This window comes from Marinobacter nitratireducens (assembly GCF_000708045.1).
GTDB lineage: Bacteria > Pseudomonadota > Gammaproteobacteria > Pseudomonadales > Oleiphilaceae > Marinobacter > Marinobacter nitratireducens.
Window position 1 is genome coordinate 273,165 of the sequence record NZ_ANIE01000006.1, and the last position, 16,751, is coordinate 289,915.

Here is a 16,751-nt window from a genome sequence, read left to right on the forward strand (position 1 = left end):
CTCTCAGCTCAAAAGGAAACGGAGTCCCACGATGATCAGAATGATAGCGAATGTTCGTTTCAACACGATGGCGTCCAACCGGTGAGCTAATGCCGCGCCAACTTTGGCAAACGGAACGCTGGTCAGGATGATGCCCAGAAGTGCCGGGAGGTAGATAAAGCCCAGACTGTATTCGGGGAGGTTCGCGTGCCCCCAGCCAGTCCACATATTACCCAGAGCACCCGCAATGGCGATCGGAAGGCCGCAAGCCGCCGAGGTGGCCACCGCCTCCTGCATACGCACGTTACACCAGCTGAGATAAGGCACCGTGATGGTTCCGCCCCCGATTCCGAATATGGCCGATGCCCAGCCGATGCCACCACCCGCAGCGGTGAGACCCGCACCCCCGGGCACATCGCGCCCCGGTTTCGGGTTGGCCCCGGTAATCATCTTCAATGCCACCAGGATGGCAAATACACCGATGACCAGCTTCAGGGTCTGCCCGCTCATCAGCGACGCAGACCAGGCACCCAGCACCGCACCCACGACAATACCGACCGTCATCGGCCGGAACAGTTCCCAGCGCACGGCACCGCGAGCGTTATGTGAACGAATCGAGCTGATCGACGTAAAGACAATGGTTGCCAGCGACGTTCCAACCGCGACGTGAGCCGCAACTTCCGGACTCACACCCTGCAGAGCGAAGCTGAAAATCAACACCGGGACAATAATCAGGCCACCGCCTATCCCGAACAGTCCAGCGACGGTGCCAGCCAGGGCGCCCAATGCCAGGTAGGAAGCAAATACGTAGATCAGTGTCATAGCCGAGCCACACCCCGAGTAAAACAAGGCTGGTATGATACACACCGAGATCGCCAACTTCATTAACTGCCGGAGCCCCCGACCACCCATGTGCCTGATCGCTTTTTCTCTGGGACAGAGTCCACATTTCCCCCTGGTGGTGGCTGCCAACCGCGATGAATTTTTCAAGCGACCGACTGCCAGCATGGATTGGTGGAGATTAGACAACGGGCAGGACATTCTTGCGGGCAGAGATCTTCTGTCTGGTGGTACCTGGTTAGCGGTTTCCCGGGAAGGCATTGTCAGCGCGGTGACTAACGTTCGGGAAGGCACCCCGGAGGCCGGCTCGCGCAGCCGCGGCGAACTTCCGCTCAGAGCCCTGCAACAGCAACCTGAAAACCTTTCGGCAGAGTTTTCCGCGGATGCAGGAGAGTATTCGGGCTTCAACCTTGTTCGCCTCGAGGAAACCGACGGCTGGTACTACAGCAACCGGGATGCGCACCCCGGACGACACATTCACCGGGGGCTATATGGGCTCAGCAACCACCTGCTTCAGACACCCTGGCCCAAGCTTCTCCGCCTCAGGGCACACGTAGGCGAGGCTGTGCAGGCCGCAGGTACGGACGCGAACGATCTCCACCAGAGTTTGATACAGCTGCTTCAGGACACCACGCCAGCACCGGATCGCATGCTCCCCGATACCGGTGTCGGCCTCGAGACCGAACGCTTCCTCTCGTCACCGTTCATTACCGGCGAGCACTATGGCACTCGGGCCACCACTATCGTCACAGTTTCCCGAATCGGTGATATTCAGGTCAGCGAACAGAGTTGGGGACCGAATGCGCAAAAGGGTGACTGCCAACACTTTCACTGGCAGCGATAGCCGGGAAGCTCTGGTATAATCCGCGAAATTCTGCCACCTGATCGGAGGACGCCAGATGGCCGGCGAACAAGGCACGACATCCATTGCCGATTTTGAGAAGTCGCTCGATGAGCTGGAAAAGCTGGTTCGGGACCTCGAACAGGGTGAGCTCTCCCTCGAACAGTCTCTGTCTGCATTCGAGCGGGGCGTCAAACTGACCCGGGAGTGCCAGCAGGCACTCAAGAGTGCAGAACAACGAGTCGAGGAACTGATCAAGACCAGCGACGGCTCCCTGGAAACCCGCCCGTTTTCTCCGGACGATGCCGACTGATGACCGAACAGCACCAACAGGCCCTAGACTTTCTGGAACACTGCAGGGCTCAGGTCGATGCCGAGCTCGACCGTTGTATTGACCAGACTTCCGCATCAGATCGCTTGCAGGAAGCCATGAGATACAGCGTCCTTGGGGGCGGCAAACGCATCCGCCCGGCACTGTGCATGGCCGCCGCAAAGGTGGTCGGCAGCAGCGACGCAGCGTTGGCACCAGCGTGTTCGGTGGAGCTTGTACACGCCTATTCACTGATCCACGATGATCTTCCGGCGATGGACGATGACGACCTTCGCCGAGGCCGCCCAACGGCGCACATCGCCTTCGATGAAGCTACTGCCATTCTGGCCGGAGATGCCCTGCAAGCGCTCGCCTTCCATTGCCTGGCCGACAATGCATCGGTCACCGAAAGCGCCCGTCTTGCCATGGTCCGGGAATTGGCCATGGCGAGCGGCCACGCCGGCATGGTTGGCGGCCAGGCGATCGACCTGGAATCCGTCGGCAAGACACTAACGCTCTCGGAACTCGAAACCATGCACCGTCATAAAACCGGTGCTCTGATCGAAGCCTCGGTCCGCATGGGCGCTTTGACATCACCGAACGTGAGCGAAACCACCCTCGCTGCTTTGAGCAATTACGCCCGGGCACTGGGACTGGCCTTCCAGGTTCAGGATGATCTGCTGGACATTGAGGGCGACACCGAGGTCATCGGCAAGCCCCAGGGCTCGGACGCGGCTCGTGACAAACCGACCTACCCGGCGCTGCTCGGAATCGACGGCGCCAGAGCTCACCTGAAGCAGCTGCTGGCCAGCGCCCACGAAAGCCTTGCCGGGTTTGGCCCTGAAGCCGGCCCCTTGCGCGCCATGGCGGACTATGTCGTAGAACGAACCCATTGAACCACCACGCCGTAAGGGCGCACACTGGCCTTTACAATCTTGCAACAACTGGCCCATTGAGTGTGAAACAGCCTTGCCTGTTCCCTTATAATGCCAGCAGATTATCGAACTTTCCGGAAAAGACCCGAGTCAATGCAGGACACTTATATATTCAAGGAAATCCCGTCCCAACGGCCAAATACCCCGTTGCTGGACCGGATTGATTCACCGGCCCAGCTTAGAGAGCTGCCTGCAGAGCAGCTTACTCAACTGGCACGGGAGCTTCGGTCGTTTCTGCTATGGTCCGTCGGCCAGACCGGCGGGCACTTCGGTGCCGGCCTCGGCGTCCTCGAGCTGACCATCGCCCTGCACTATGTCTTCAACACCCCGGAAGATCGCCTGATCTGGGACGTGGGCCACCAGGCCTACCCGCACAAGATCCTTACCGGGCGCCGTGAGAAAATGGGCAGCATCCGCCGCAAAGGGGGCCTGGCCGGTTTCCCGAAACGGGCCGAGAGCGAATACGACACCTTTGGCGTTGGTCACTCAAGCACCTCCATCAGTGCCGCCCTCGGCATGGCCCTCGCAGCCCGAATGCAGAACAGCGACCGCAACAGCATTGCGGTGATCGGTGACGGCGCCATGACTGCGGGCATGGCCTTTGAGGCACTCAATCACGCCGGCCATCTGCACGCCAATATGCTGGTGGTTCTGAACGATAACGACATGTCGATCTCGCGCAACGTCGGCGGCCTCTCGAACTACTTCGCCAAACTGCTTTCCAGCCGCACGTACAACCAGGTGCGCGACAGCAGCAAGAAGGTGCTTCAGGGCAAACCCCACCTAATGGCCCTGGCCAAGAAAACGGAAGAACACTTCAAGGGCATGATTGCCCCGGGAACACTGTTCGAGGAGCTCGGATTCAACTACATCGGGCCCATTGACGGCCACGACCTGCCGTTGTTGGTAGAAACGCTGGAGAACATCCGCGAATTGGAAGGTCCCCAGTTCCTGCACGTTGTCACCACCAAGGGCAAGGGCTTTGCGCCGGCAGAGGCGGATCCGATCGGCTACCACGCCATCAACAAGATTGAACCGGTTCCGCCGAGCAAGCCCGAACCAGTCAGCCCACCACCAGCCAAGCCCAAGTATGCCAATGTCTTTGGTCAGTGGCTCTGTGACGCAGCGGAGCTGGACGACCGCGTCGTGGGCATCACCCCGGCCATGTGTGAGGGATCGGACCTGCTGGCGTTCTCGGAACGTTTCCCGGACCGCTATTTTGATGTCGCCATTGCAGAGCAACATTCGGTTACCCTTGCGGCCGGCCTTGCCTGCGACGGTGCCAAACCGGTCGTCGCGATTTATTCCACGTTCCTGCAGCGCGGCTACGATCAACTGATACACGATGTGGCGATTCAGGATCTCGATGTTCTATTTGCCATCGACCGGGCAGGCCTGGTGGGCGAAGACGGCCCCACCCATGCCGGCGCGTTCGATATCAGCTATCTGCGCTGCATTCCAAATATGGTCATCATGACGCCCTCTGACGAAAACGAAACCCGTCAGCTGCTGCATACCGGCATGATGTTCGATGGGCCAGCCGCTGTGCGCTACCCCCGTGGCACCGGGCCAGGATCAGAAATCATCAAAGAGCTTACCCCGCTGCCGATCGGCAAGGGGCGCAAAGTGAGGGATGGCAGCGAGACCGTCATTCTGAATTTCGGCACTTTGCTGACTCCGGCCCTCGAGGCCGCTGAAGCCCTGGGTGCAACGGTGGTTGATATGCGCTTCGTCAAACCACTCGATGAAGAACTGGTGCTGGCCATGGCAGAGGGACACGATCTGCTGGTCACTCTGGAAGAAAACACCATCGCCGGAGGCGCAGGCAGTGCGGTAACCGAATTCCTGAACGCCCGCGGTGTGAGCATGCCGGTACTGCAGCTGGGACTGCCGGATGCTTTTGTCGACCACGGCAAGCACGCAGAACTGCTCCATGACTGCGGACTGGACGCCGGCGGAATCCGGCATTCCATAAAGTCCAGACTGGAGCGCCTTCGGCACCAGACACTGAAAGCTGTCAAATAACCATAGTCTGGCTCAGCGATAAAAAAAGCCCGCCTGGAAGCGGGCTTTTTTCATTCTCCGGGGCACTCACTCTGCCGGATCATCGTCCTGATGCGTTTCCAGCCAGTGACCAAGCTTGCTTTGCTTGGTATTGAGGTAATGCTCATTATGAGGGTTACGTCCGACATGGAGCGGTACACGCTCTGCGATATCAATGCCATAGGAGGACAGTGCTTTGACCTTGCGGGGATTATTGGTCATCAGCCGTAGGCTTTTGATGCCGAGGTGGTCCAGCATATCCTTGCACATGCTGTAGTCCCGCAAATCGGCCGCGAATCCAAGACGCTCATTAGCTTCCACCGTGTCCGCCCCCTGATCCTGGAGGTGATAGGCGCGAATCTTGTTCAGCAGCCCGATGCCCCGCCCTTCCTGGCGAAGGTACATGAGAATACCCCGGCCTTCACGGGCTATGCTGCGCAATGCTTCCTCCAACTGATAGCCACAATCGCAGCGCATGCTGTAGAGCGCATCGCCGGTGAGGCACTCGGAATGGGTTCGAGCAAGTATCGGCTCGTTACTGTCCAGATCTCCCAGAGTAAGGGCTACATGCTCCTTCCCGGTATCCGGCTCTTCAAAACCGTGCATGTCAAACACCCCGAACGGGGTCGGCAACCGGCAGGTCTGGATGTAACGAACAGCCACAGTGATTCCTCGAGGTTCAATCTATCGGGCGCGCATTCTAGCACGAGGCCGTCATTCAGGCGTAGTCCCGGCAACCCAATGACCACTCCGACCGCCCTTCTTCTCCAACAGACGGACACCGTCAATCTCCATGCCACGATCAACCGCCTTGCACATGTCATAGAGCGTCAGAGCCGCAACACTGGCCGCCGTCAGGGCCTCCATCTCGACGCCCGTCTGACCAGACAACTTGCACCGTGTCAGGATATGTACGGAGGCGTCATCTTCCCCCGCGGACAGCTCCACTTTTACAGACGTCAGATTCAGGGAATGGCACAAAGGAATCAGCTCGTGGGTTTTCTTGGCGGCCATAATCCCGGCAATTCGGGCAACCGCCAGCACGTCGCCTTTCGGATGCTCCCCTTCAATGATCATCTTCAGGGTCGCGGGCGCCATACGAATCGTCGCTTCGGCGCGCGCTTCCCGCTCCGTGACGTCTTTGTCCGTCACGTCCACCATCCGGGCCTCGCCCTTGTCATCCAGATGAGTCAGCTTGCTCACGGCGTCTCCTGGTTTCTCAGCATTGAAAACACACTGTAACAGCGTCGTAAGCATACCAGATGGGGGCATCCCGAGACGCTGACAATCATCAGTTTGCCGGCCACCAGAAGCTGATGCCGGCGATACCCTGTCCGCCCGCTTCGATGGCATCGGCCACATCATCAGGACCAAGACCGCCCAAGCCATACACGGGGATCGGCGCCCAGGCGACGATATCAGAAAACTCTGACCACCCCATCCCAGCCACTCCCGGGTGCGACCGGGTTCGCGCCACCGGCCCGAGGGTCACGTAGTCCGCACCAATCGCCACAGCATGGGCCACCTCGGACGAATCATGACACGAGACTCCGAACCATGCCTCAGAAGGCACCGGGCGAGCCTCGAGCATTTCCGCTTCGCGCCAGGGCAGGTGTAGGCCCGCAGCACCGGGAGTCCCAGAGAACACATCGGGGCTGCCATGCACGATGACACCCACACCACATGACCCTGCGGCGGATAAGGCCCCGCTGGCCAGATCCCGATAGTCAGACGCGGGCAAATGAGGCGCCCGCAAAACAACAAGCGGGTGAGCCTCGGCGTCCAGCGCTCCGGCGAACAAGCTCAGGCCTTCGCTCACACTACTCATGGCTCCGGTCACCGGCATCACCCTGGGCAACCGGATAGCCCGGATGATCGGCCGATTGGCGGCCGGGAATGCGGAATCCTCGAGACACTCAGGCAGCAACCAGTCAATCGGCTGACCTTCGCGTCCGTGAGCCTCCCCCTGAGCGCCTGAGGTGCGCCAGACATCCAGGAAAACCCGCTTATCACCATAGTCATGCCGGATGCCGATAACCGGCGCCAGGGAGGCCTCAGGGACCTCCAGACCGGTTTCCTCGGCAATCTCGCGGACAAGAGCCTGTTGCACCGTCTCTCCAGGCTCAACCTTGCCCCCAGGGAACTCCAGCAAACCGCCTTGGTGCACATGATCCGGACGCCGGGCAATCAGGATACGCCCCTCGCGGACAATCACTGCAACCGCAACGTGAACCTCCGGCACAGTTGTTTCGCCTATGGCCATGATCAGGTTCGGTACTCAGCGTTGATGGTGACGTAGTCGTGGGAGAAATCACAGGTCCAGACCGTCTCGGCAACATCCCCACGCTTCAGATCGATGGCGATGGTAATTTCCTCACCGTCCATCACCGCCTGTCCGCGTTCTTCGGAGTAGTCCTCTGCGCGACCACCATTGCGCACCAGGCACACGTCGCCAAGGAAGATTTCCAGCGCGGCCAGATCAAGATCCGGTACACCAGCCCGGCCAACAGCGGCGAGAATCCGCCCCCAGTTGGGGTCCGAGGCATAAAGCGCGGTTTTGACCAGTGGTGAATGGGCAACGGTGTACGCCACATCAAGAGCTTCCTGCTGATCCCTGGCACCGATCACTTCAATGGTGACGAACTTGGTAGCACCCTCGCCATCGCGAACAATGGCATGGGCCAGTTCCAGATAGATCGCCCGCAACGCCTCCCGCAATTTCGGCAGCGCCGGGCTAGTGGCAGTGATCTCCGGGCCATTGTACTGGCCACTGGCAATCAGCATGCAAGCATCGTTGGTGGAGGTATCTCCGTCGATGGTAATGCGATTGAAGGATCCCTCACCCAGCTCGGAGGCCAGGGTCTGCAGAAGTTCAGGTTCAATACAGGCATCGGTCGCAATAAATCCGAGCATCGTCGCCATATTCGGGCGAATCATGCCTGCGCCCTTGCTGATGCCGGAAATGGTCACGGTGTGCCCGTCCAGATCCAGCTGACACGTCGCCCCCTTGGGCCGAGTATCCGTGGTCATGATACCGCTTGCGGCTTCCGCCCAGCGCACTTCAGAGGTGCTCTCCAATGCGTCGGGCAAAGCGGCAACGATCTTACCGACTGGCAACGGCTCACCGATCACACCCGTTGAAAATGGCAGAATGGCTTCGGCGGCAACACCGGCTTTCTCCGCCAGCGCCTGACAACAGCTCACGGCATCGGCCATGCCCTGCTGACCGGTACCGGCGTTGGCATTGCCGGTGTTGACCAGCAAATAACGCGGTGCACATACCGACAGATGTTTGCGACTCAAAGTAACCGGCGCCGCACAAAACTGGTTGCGGGTAAAAATACCGGCAACCCGGCTTTCCGGGGCCAACTCGAATATCACGATGTCCTTGCGACCCGGTTTCTTGATGCCAGCACTGGCAATGCCTAACCGTACGCCAGCAACCGGGAAAAACTCAGGTAAGGTTCCAGGACCTACCGCCATGCTGCGACTCCTCAATAACAACGCCAGAATATGGCGATTCTAGAACGGAAAAACCCGCAGCCCATATAAACGGGTTGCGGGTCTTGAATGTCAGGGCAGTGTCAGGTGATCAGGAGACCTTGCCATGACACTGCTTATACTTCTTGCCAGACCCGCAAGGACAGGGTTCGTTCCGGCCAACCTTTCGCTCCTGTCGAACAAAGGTTTCCGGGGTAGCCTGTTGCTGACCTCCCTGGCCCTCACCCTGCCCAGAACCACCTTCACCCTGACTCTGGGCTGTGGCACTGGTTTCGTCGTGACGCATACGGGCACGGGACAGCTCCTGCTCAAGGGCCTGCTTGCGGCGGCGCTCCACCTCTTCCATTTCTTCCTGGCTCTGGACGCGAACGTGGCACAGGATGCGAGTGACATCACGCTTCATGGCATCCAGCATGTCTTCAAACAGATTGAAGGCCTCACGCTTGTATTCCTGCTTCGGGTTCTTCTGGGCATAACCACGCAGGTGAATACCGCGGCGAAGATGATCCATATTCGACAGGTGCTCTTTCCAGAGTGTATCCAGCACCTGCAGGAAGACCTGCTTTTCGAACTTGCGCATGGACTCAGCACCGGCAATCTCTTCCTTACTGCGGTAAGTAGAGACGATAGCCTCAAGAATCTTTTCGCGCAGGCTCTCTTCGTAAAGATTCTTGTCCTCATCCAGCCATTGCTGAATCGGTAGATCAATGGCCATCTCCGACTGCAGCTGAGATTCAAGGCCGGCAACATCCCACTGCTCCGGCATGCTCTGAGGCGGGATGTACTCGCTGACGAGGTTCTCTACGACATCGGCACGGATAGTGTCGACCATCTCGGAAACGTCCTCAGACGCCATGACTTCGTTACGCTGATCGTAGATGACGGTACGCTGATCGTTGGCAACGTCGTCGTACTCAAGCAACGTCTTACGCATATCGAAGTTACGACCTTCAACCTTGCGCTGGGACTTTTCGATGGCGTTGGTGACCATGCGGTGCTCAATGGCCTCCCCCTTCTTCATCCCCATGGCCTGCATCAGGTTCTTGACCCGCTCAGGCGCAAAGATCCGCATCAGATTATCTTCCAGCGACAGGAAGAAGCGCGAAGACCCCGGATCCCCCTGACGACCGGCACGCCCACGTAGCTGGTTATCAATCCGTCGGGATTCATGGCGCTCGGTACCAATGATGTGAAGACCACCGTTTTCAAGCACCTGATTGTGGCGTTCCGTCCACTCCGCCTTGATGCGCGCCACTTCTTCCTCGGAAGGATTCTCCATGGCAGCCACTTCGTATTCCCAGTTACCACCGAGCACTATATCGGTACCACGGCCCGCCATGTTGGTCGCGATAGTGACAGCGCCTGGCCGCCCTGCCTGGGCGATGATCAGTGCTTCGGATTCATGCTGCTTGGCGTTCAGAATCTTATGATCGATGCGGGCCTTCTTGAGCAGCATAGACAGCAACTCGGAGGCTTCAATGGATGCAGTACCCACCAGAATCGGACGCCCTTCGGTCGTCACATCCTTGATTTCGTCTATGATCGCGTGGAACTTCTCTTCCTGGGTCAGATATACCAGGTCGTTGTAATCGATGCGCTGGATCGGCTTGTTCGGCGGAATAACAACGACGTCCAGGGCATAGATCTGACGAAATTCGAACGCTTCGGTATCGGCAGTACCGGTCATGCCGGCCAGTTTCTCATACAGACGGAAATAATTCTGGAATGTCGTGGAAGCCAGAGTCTGGCTCTCGGCCTGGATCTTGACGCCTTCTTTTGCTTCCACCGCCTGGTGCAGCCCTTCGCTCCAGCGACGCCCGGGCATGGTACGGCCGGTATGTTCGTCGACAATGACAACCTGGCCGCCCTGAACGATGTAATCCACATCTTTCTGGAACAGGTGATGGGCCCGCAGCGCAGAATGCACGTGATGAAGCAGGCTCAGGTTAGTTGCGGAGTACAGGCTCTCGCCTTCGCCAAGCAGCCCCTGGCCAAGCAGTAACTCCTCAACTTTCTCGTGACCAGCTTCCGTGAGTTCTACCTGACGCGATTTCTCGTCAATGGTGAAGTCGCCCGTCGGTTCGCCCTCTTCCGGCACTTCGCCCTTTTCCAGATTCGGGATCAGGCCGTTGATGGCCTGATAGAGCTTCGAGCTGTCCTCAGCTGCGCCGGAAATGATCAGCGGTGTCCGCGCTTCATCGATCAGGATGGAATCCACCTCATCGACAATCGCGAAGTTCAGGCCGCGCTGTACCTTGTCCTCGGTACTGAACGCCATATTGTCCCGCAGGTAATCGAACCCGAACTCGTTGTTAGTGCCGTAGGTGATGTCAGCCTGATAAGCCGCCCGCTTCTCTTCCGGAGGCTGGCCAGACGCAACCACGCCAACCTGAAGACCAAGGAACCGATAGAGTTTGCCCATCCAGTCTGCGTCCCGGCGAGCCAGGTAGTCGTTGACAGTAACAACGTGCACGCCCTTACCGGAAAGCGCATTGAGGTACACCGCCGCCGTTGCAACCAGTGTTTTCCCCTCACCGGTTTTCATTTCCGCGATCCGGCCTTCGTGCAGGGTGATACCACCGATCAGCTGGACGTCGTAATGCCGCATACCCATGACCCGGCGACCGGCCTCTCGCACCGTCGCAAAGGCTTCAGGCAGGATGGCATCCAGGGTTTCACCCTCATCGAGACGGCGACGGAATTCAGCGGTCTTGCCTTGCAACTCAGTGTCGGACAGATTTCCAAACTGCTCTTCGAGCTCATTAACACGCAATACGACTTTGCGCATTCGCTTGATTTCTCTGGCGTTCTTACTGCCGAACATCTTGGTTGCAAGCTTTGTGAACATAGACCACTGCTTCTTTGGTTAAAAGGAGGAGGAAGGCATTCTAACCTTATTTAGCGACAGGACAAAAGGCAGGGGTCACAGCGACCGGATTTACGATAACCTGTTGATGTGACGATCCGCCATCAGCGCACAAGGCCTGTGCACTGACGCAGATAACTGGACCGGAAATCGGACTGAAGTCGGGAACGAGCGGTTAACGGCTGGAGCGTGCGATGTACTTTACGGGATCCTTGGAGCGACCGTCTTTTTTAACCTCAAAGTGGACATGAGGCCCGGTAGAACGCCCGGTGCTGCCCATAAGAGCAACCACCTGACCTTTCTGAACAATGTCACCAACCTTGACCTTTACGGTCTTGCAGTGACCATAACGGGTCACGAGACCATCACCATGGTCAATCTCGACCAGGTTACCGTACCCGTACCGCTCTCCCGCCCAGGTCACAACGCCGCCAGCAACAGAAATAATATCGCTGCCCTCTTTACCCGCCAAATCCACACCATCATGCCAGGTGCGCTTGCCGGTAAACGGGTCTGAGCGGTAACCGTATTTGGAAGACAACCACCCCCAGGTGATCGGACGTCCTTCGACGTACATTTCTTCCTCGAGTTTTTTCTGGGACGCGAGCTCATCCAGCAAGCGAAGCTGCTGTTCACGATCCGCCAACTGGGCTTCCATACGCTCAATCATGGCACTCAGTGCCGGCGCCGTGAACGATTCCGGTTCAGACGCATTTTCGGGCCCACCCATGGCGGCCGGTTCCTCGAAATTGAATTCTTCACTGGCGACAATGCCGGTTTCGACGAATCGCTGACCAAGCGCGTCGAGCCGAAGCATTCGGCCCTGCATCTCACCCAGCCTCAGCGTCAGTGCGTCAATCTCCTGCTGGGCCTCAAGTTCAACAGATGCCAGCTCCGCTTTCTGTTCTTCAAGCCGGCTCTGCCAATAGCTGACCAACTCGGACGGCGTCGGTTCTGCGGCTTTTACCTGTTGAAGCGCCGCCTGATATCCTGCCCACCCAGAGCCTACAACGAGGGCCAATGCGGCAACCAGCAAACCGAGACCCACCGCCCAGTTCAGGCTTACAACGCGGGACTTTCCGTGGTGTTTACCAACGAAGATAATGTTCATACTATTTTCAGTTTTCATCGATGAGCTGCAACCCCTGCTTCCTGTAGTGTTGCGCTCCGGAATAAAGATCCGAGCGGGTTTGCCATCCATGACAACATCTACGTACTGAAAAATCGCAGAGCCCGGTAGACACACTCGTTACTCACAAGGTAAAACGAATGTAATAAAGGCACTACGCATAAACCGTGCCGAAGTGTAACCAATCGTTAACAGCGCCGTCGAGTAAAAACGCCTTAACGCCGTGAAAAAGTGATCAGAAAATGACCTTCGACAACCTCAAAGGCACGCCCAAGCTGAACGACCTGGTCGCCAGGGCCGAACTGCATCGTCAGGCAGAAGAGCTACTTCTCCAGGCCATACCCGAGACTTTTCGCCAGGGCACAAGATTCGTCAGCTACAAAGACGGGGAACTTGTACTGTCCGCCGAAAATGCCGGCAAAGCAAGCCAAATCCGGTTTCGCCAGCACGAGATTATGGCACAGATCAGGGAGGTCGAGCCTTTTCAGTATGTCTGGAAACTCAGGGTTAAAGTGGCACCGCCACGCTTTCGAGAAAGGGCGCCGGTACGACGCTCACCTCTCAGTAAAGAAAATGCCCGGCTCCTCAAAGAGGAAGCCGGGCACACGAAGGATACAAAACTACGCGAGGTTCTCGAAAAACTCGCAAGCCACGTCCGGGATTAAAGCGTCCTGCCTTAAGCCTGGGCCGCCAGCACAGGTTTCATATAGGAAATCGGGGCGGTCGCCTCGTCATCGAAGGTAACCACTTCCCAGGCATCCTCTTCCGCCCTGAGCTTACGCAGCAGCTTATTATTCAGATCGTGACCGGATTTGATACCGCGGAATTCACCGATCAGGCTGTTACCAAGCAGGTACAGGTCACCGATGGCATCCAGTACCTTGTGCTTGACGAACTCGTCATCGTAACGAAGGCCGTCTTCGTTAAGAATCTTGTAGTCGTCAACCACGATCGCGTTATCCACGCTGCCACCGAGCGCCAGATTCATCGCCCGCAACTTCTCAATGTCACGCATGAACCCGAAGGTACGTGCGCGGCTGACTTCCTTGACGAAAGAAGTACTGGAGAAATCCACCGTGGCGGTTTGGGCACGACCCTTGAAGACTGGATGGTCGAAGTCGATACCGAAGCTGACCTTGAAGCCCTCGAACGGCAGGAAGGTCGCCTTCTTGTCGCCCTCTTCGATGGTCACTTCACGCTTGATGCGGATAAATCGCTTGGCAGCCTCCTGCTCGGAAATACCGGCAGATTGCAGCAGGAACACAAACGGACCAGCAGAGCCATCCATGATGGGCACTTCGGCGGCGCTCAGTTCCACGTAGCAGTTATCGATACCGAGACCAGCCATGGCTGAGAGCAGATGCTCCACAGTCGCCACACGGACACCGTCTTTTACCAGCGTCGTGGACAGCATGGTCTCACCCACATTTTCCGCACAGGCACGAATTTCGACCATGGGGTCCAGATCCGTCCGGCGGAAGATGATACCCGTGTCAACCGGGGCAGGCTTGAGGGTCAGGTAAACCTTTTCCCCCGAATGCAGGCCAACGCCGGTCGCACGGATGGTGTTTTTGAGTGTCCGTTGTCTGATCATCGGTTCATCATTCCGTCACAAATAATCGGTATTCTGGGCAAAAATCTGCCCGGAGGATACCAGAATCGAAGACTGAGTACCATTTAACCAAGATGACATTACCTAAAAACAACCATAGCCATCTTCAATGGTCAGCCGCCTCACCGCGAGAGCCGGGCAAATAGCTCCAAATATCAAGCACGGAGCCCCACTCTGCCGAAAATTTGAGGCAGCTTATCAGTCCGCCTGACGGCGAAGAAATGCGGGAATATCGAGATAGTCCACGCCCTGCTCTTCGCTCTCTTTGCTCTGATCGATCGCCACATTACCATGGGACACGGCACGACGACGCAGCACTGCAGGCCGATCCAACTGATTGTAGTCGGTTGTGCCATCCAGGGTACGGGTGTTATCCACGACCTTGGTCGGCTTCTCGTGATCGCCACCCAGTCCGGTCGCAACGACGGTCACCTTCAACTCGTCCGTCATTTCCGGATCAATAACGGTACCTACCACCACCGTCGCCGCATCAGAGGCAAACTCGCGAACGATATCACCCACTTCGGAGAATTCACCGAGGTTCAGGTCCATGCCCGCGGTGATGTTCACCAGGATACCCTTCGCACCCTGCAGATTGATATCTTCAAGCAGCGGGCTGCGGACAGCCGCTTCGGCCGCTTCCCGGGCACGGTTTTCACCGGTTGCACGGGCCGTACCCATCATCGCCATACCCATCTCGGACATCACGGTTTTGACGTCAGCAAAGTCGACGTTAATCATACCGTTGCGGGTGATCAGGTCGGCAATGCCCTGAACCGCACCGAGTAGAACGTCATTGGCGGAGGCAAACGCATCCAGCAGGCTGGTTTTCTTGCCCATGACCGCCAGCAGTTTCTCGTTCGGGATGGTGATCAGAGAGTCGACACTCTCTTCCAGCTCTTTCAGTCCGGATTCGGCAACACTCATGCGCTTGCCGCCTTCGAACATGAACGGCTTGGTGACAACCGCCACGGTCAGGATCCCCAGTTCCCGGGCCACATCGGCCACAACCGGAGCCGCACCGGTACCCGTACCACCACCCATGCCAGCAGTGATAAAGACCATATCAGCGCCTTTCAGGGATTCCGCGATACGATCACGGTCTTCCAGGGCGGACTGACGGCCGACTTCCGGATTGGCGCCAGCACCCAGGCCCTTGGTGATGTTGCCACCAAGCTGGATGATCTGACGCGCGTCCATGTCGGTCAACGCCTGCGCATCGGTATTCGCACAGATAAATTCAACACCTTCGATGTCGCTGTTGAGCATGTGACGAACAGCGTTGCCGCCGCCTCCACCGACACCTACGACTTTAATGACAGCGTTTTGCTGGACATTATCGACGAGTTCAAACATTTTCCCTACTCCTTCGTGCTGTTTTCCAGCCTTGTACCAGGCTGTTCGTTCGAGATTGTGTTTTCGAGATACCTTCGTGTACTGCTTCCCGGAAACCGTCAGAAATGACCGGTAAACCAGGCTTTCATGCGCTCTACCAGCGAGGGTGCATCCTCCCCCTTGAGCACAGGCTCCTGCCCTAGATCCATCTGGCGGAAGCCATGGATCAACAACCCCACGCCGGTGGCGTAGATCGGGTTATTGACCACCTCCGTCATACCGGAGACCGCCTGCGGACAGGCCAGCCTTACCGGCATGTGGAAGATCTCCTCAGCCAGTTCAACCACCCCTTCCATGGTTGACGAACCGCCTGTAATGACGATGCCTGCTGGAATCAGGTCCTCAAACCCGGACCGTCTCAGCTCCGACTGAACCAGCGTGAACAGTTCCTCATAACGCGGCTCTACGACTTCGGCCAGCGCCTGGCGGGAAAGATCACGCGGCGCCCTGTCACCCACACTGGGCACCTTGATGGTCTCATCGGCACCCGCCAGCTGGGTCAGCGCGCAGGCATACTTGATCTTGATTTCCTCTGCATTCTGGGTCGGTGTCCGCAAAGCCATGGCAATATCGTTGGTCACCTGATCGCCGGCAATCGGAATCACCGCGGTATGGCGAATCGCGCCGCCTGTAAACACGGCAATATCGGTGGTTCCACCGCCGATATCGACGACACAGACACCGAGTTCTTTCTCATCCTCGGTCAGGATTGCGTGGCTTGAGGCCAGTTGCTCAAGGATGATGTCATCCACTTCCAGGCCACAGCGCTGAACGCACTTCTCGATGTTCTGGGCCGCATTGACCGCACAGGTCACCAGGTGAACCTTCGCTTCCAGGCGCACACCGGACATGCCCATCGGCTCCTTGATGCCTTCCTGACTATCGATCACGAACTCCTGCGGGAGTATGTGCAGGATTTTCTGGTCAGCGGGGATCGCTACGGCCTGTGCGGCATCAATAACCCGGTCTATGTCGGCTTGGGTCACTTCCCGATCCCGGATGGCAACGATGCCATGGGAGTTCAGGCTCTTGATGTGACTACCGGCAATACCGGCGTACACCGAGTGAATCCGGCACCCTGCCATCAATTCAGCCTCTTCCACCGCGCGCTGGATCGCCTGGACGGTGGTTTCGATATTCACCACCACACCGCGCTTCAGCCCTCTGGAAGGGTGCGAGCCGATGCCCACCACTTCGATGGTGCCGTCCATTTTGCGCTTGCCAACAATCGCAACCACCTTCGAGGTTCCGATATCGAGGCCGACAATCATGTTTTCCGTTTCAACCGATGACATGTATT

15 protein-coding genes are annotated in these 16,751 nt (G+C 57.7%); 5 read left to right on the forward strand and 10 right to left on the reverse strand.

Annotated elements, in window-relative coordinates:
• Positions 1-3 precede the first annotated feature (3 nt).
• Complete coding sequence (locus tag D777_RS10900) at positions 4-801, reverse strand: sulfite exporter TauE/SafE family protein (RefSeq protein ID WP_036131901.1); 798 nt, start codon at positions 799-801, stop codon at positions 4-6.
• A gap of 88 nt (positions 802-889) precedes the next feature.
• Between D777_RS10900 and D777_RS10905 the strand changes: the two genes are divergently transcribed.
• The 4 genes from D777_RS10905 (at position 890) to dxs (ending at position 4,930) form a co-directional block, all read left to right on the forward strand.
• Positions 890-1,663: an NRDE family protein gene (locus D777_RS10905; protein WP_036131903.1), complete on the forward strand. Its 774-nt coding sequence runs from the start codon at positions 890-892 to the stop codon at positions 1,661-1,663.
• A 55-nt stretch (positions 1,664-1,718) separates the two neighbouring features.
• Positions 1,719-1,973, forward strand: coding sequence for an exodeoxyribonuclease VII small subunit (locus D777_RS10910; protein ID WP_036131906.1), 255 nt, complete (start codon positions 1,719-1,721; stop codon positions 1,971-1,973).
• Positions 1,973-2,866: a (2E,6E)-farnesyl diphosphate synthase gene (gene ispA / locus D777_RS10915; RefSeq protein WP_036131908.1), complete on the forward strand. Its 894-nt coding sequence runs from the start codon at positions 1,973-1,975 to the stop codon at positions 2,864-2,866. Before D777_RS10910 ends, ispA begins: the two co-directional genes overlap by 1 nt.
• A gap of 132 nt (positions 2,867-2,998) precedes the next feature.
• Entirely contained in the window at positions 2,999-4,930 is a 1,932-nt protein-coding gene (gene dxs, locus D777_RS10920; protein ID WP_036131910.1) for a 1-deoxy-D-xylulose-5-phosphate synthase, read from the forward strand.
• Between the two features lie 66 nt (positions 4,931-4,996).
• Here dxs and ribA read toward each other — a convergent pair whose 3' ends face one another.
• The 6 genes from ribA to D777_RS10950 form a co-directional block, all read right to left on the reverse strand.
• Entirely contained in the window at positions 4,997-5,611 is a 615-nt protein-coding gene (ribA, locus tag D777_RS10925) for a GTP cyclohydrolase II (RefSeq protein WP_036131913.1), read from the reverse strand.
• 51 nt (positions 5,612-5,662) lie between these two features.
• A complete protein-coding gene (gene moaC / locus D777_RS10930) occupies positions 5,663-6,151 on the reverse strand; it encodes a cyclic pyranopterin monophosphate synthase MoaC (protein ID WP_036131916.1) in 489 nt (162 codons plus the stop codon).
• 88 nt (positions 6,152-6,239) lie between these two features.
• Positions 6,240-7,211: a Nudix family hydrolase gene (locus D777_RS10935; RefSeq protein WP_036131917.1), complete on the reverse strand. Its 972-nt coding sequence runs from the start codon at positions 7,209-7,211 to the stop codon at positions 6,240-6,242.
• Between the two features lie 2 nt (positions 7,212-7,213).
• Positions 7,214-8,431 carry a bifunctional glutamate N-acetyltransferase/amino-acid acetyltransferase ArgJ gene (gene argJ, locus D777_RS10940; protein ID WP_036131919.1) on the reverse strand — a complete coding sequence of 406 codons (1,218 nt, stop codon included), beginning with the start codon at positions 8,429-8,431 and terminating at the stop codon, positions 7,214-7,216.
• A 109-nt stretch (positions 8,432-8,540) separates the two neighbouring features.
• The gene (gene secA / locus D777_RS10945; protein ID WP_036131921.1) at positions 8,541-11,297 is read right to left on the reverse strand and encodes a preprotein translocase subunit SecA; all 2,757 of its coding nucleotides are present in this window, start codon (positions 11,295-11,297) and stop codon (positions 8,541-8,543) included.
• Between the two features lie 193 nt (positions 11,298-11,490).
• Positions 11,491-12,426, reverse strand: coding sequence for a M23 family metallopeptidase (locus tag D777_RS10950; protein ID WP_227501743.1), 936 nt, complete (start codon positions 12,424-12,426; stop codon positions 11,491-11,493).
• A gap of 260 nt (positions 12,427-12,686) precedes the next feature.
• On the opposite strand from D777_RS10950, the gene D777_RS10955 reads away from it, so the two are divergent.
• A complete protein-coding gene (locus D777_RS10955) occupies positions 12,687-13,109 on the forward strand; it encodes a DciA family protein (RefSeq protein WP_036131925.1) in 423 nt (140 codons plus the stop codon).
• 11 nt (positions 13,110-13,120) lie between these two features.
• Here the strand turns inward: D777_RS10955 and lpxC are convergent, their stop codons facing one another.
• The 3 genes from lpxC to ftsA form a co-directional block, all read right to left on the reverse strand.
• A complete protein-coding gene (gene lpxC / locus D777_RS10960) occupies positions 13,121-14,038 on the reverse strand; it encodes a UDP-3-O-acyl-N-acetylglucosamine deacetylase (RefSeq protein ID WP_036131927.1) in 918 nt (305 codons plus the stop codon).
• A 216-nt stretch (positions 14,039-14,254) separates the two neighbouring features.
• Positions 14,255-15,412 carry a cell division protein FtsZ gene (gene ftsZ / locus D777_RS10965; RefSeq protein WP_036131928.1) on the reverse strand — a complete coding sequence of 386 codons (1,158 nt, stop codon included), beginning with the start codon at positions 15,410-15,412 and terminating at the stop codon, positions 14,255-14,257.
• A 98-nt stretch (positions 15,413-15,510) separates the two neighbouring features.
• Positions 15,511-16,746, reverse strand: a complete 1,236-nt coding sequence (ftsA, locus tag D777_RS10970; RefSeq protein WP_036131930.1) for a cell division protein FtsA — start codon at positions 16,744-16,746, stop codon at positions 15,511-15,513.
• Positions 16,747-16,751: the final 5 nt, after the last annotated feature.

Excerpts from the sequence above, each read along its gene's own strand:
- D777_RS10950 (WP_227501743.1), bottom strand. The coding sequence starts at position 12,426 with ATGAACATTATCTTCGTTGGTAAACACCACGGAAAGTCCCGCGTTGTA.
- lpxC (WP_036131927.1), bottom strand. The coding sequence starts at position 14,038 with ATGATCAGACAACGGACACTCAAAAACACCATCCGTGCGACCGGCGTT.
- D777_RS10935 (WP_036131917.1), bottom strand. The coding sequence starts at position 7,211 with ATGGCCATAGGCGAAACAACTGTGCCGGAGGTTCACGTTGCGGTTGCA.
- D777_RS10910 (WP_036131906.1), top strand. The coding sequence starts at position 1,719 with ATGGCCGGCGAACAAGGCACGACATCCATTGCCGATTTTGAGAAGTCG.
- secA (WP_036131921.1), bottom strand. The coding sequence starts at position 11,297 with ATGTTCACAAAGCTTGCAACCAAGATGTTCGGCAGTAAGAACGCCAGA.
- D777_RS10900 (WP_036131901.1), bottom strand. The coding sequence starts at position 801 with ATGACACTGATCTACGTATTTGCTTCCTACCTGGCATTGGGCGCCCTG.
- D777_RS10905 (WP_036131903.1), top strand. The coding sequence starts at position 890 with ATGTGCCTGATCGCTTTTTCTCTGGGACAGAGTCCACATTTCCCCCTG.
- dxs (WP_036131910.1), top strand. The coding sequence starts at position 2,999 with ATGCAGGACACTTATATATTCAAGGAAATCCCGTCCCAACGGCCAAAT.
- ftsZ (WP_036131928.1), bottom strand. The coding sequence starts at position 15,412 with ATGTTTGAACTCGTCGATAATGTCCAGCAAAACGCTGTCATTAAAGTC.
- D777_RS10955 (WP_036131925.1), top strand. The coding sequence starts at position 12,687 with ATGACCTTCGACAACCTCAAAGGCACGCCCAAGCTGAACGACCTGGTC.
- ftsA (WP_036131930.1), bottom strand. The coding sequence starts at position 16,746 with ATGTCATCGGTTGAAACGGAAAACATGATTGTCGGCCTCGATATCGGA.
- ispA (WP_036131908.1), top strand. The coding sequence starts at position 1,973 with ATGACCGAACAGCACCAACAGGCCCTAGACTTTCTGGAACACTGCAGG.
- argJ (WP_036131919.1), bottom strand. The coding sequence starts at position 8,431 with ATGGCGGTAGGTCCTGGAACCTTACCTGAGTTTTTCCCGGTTGCTGGC.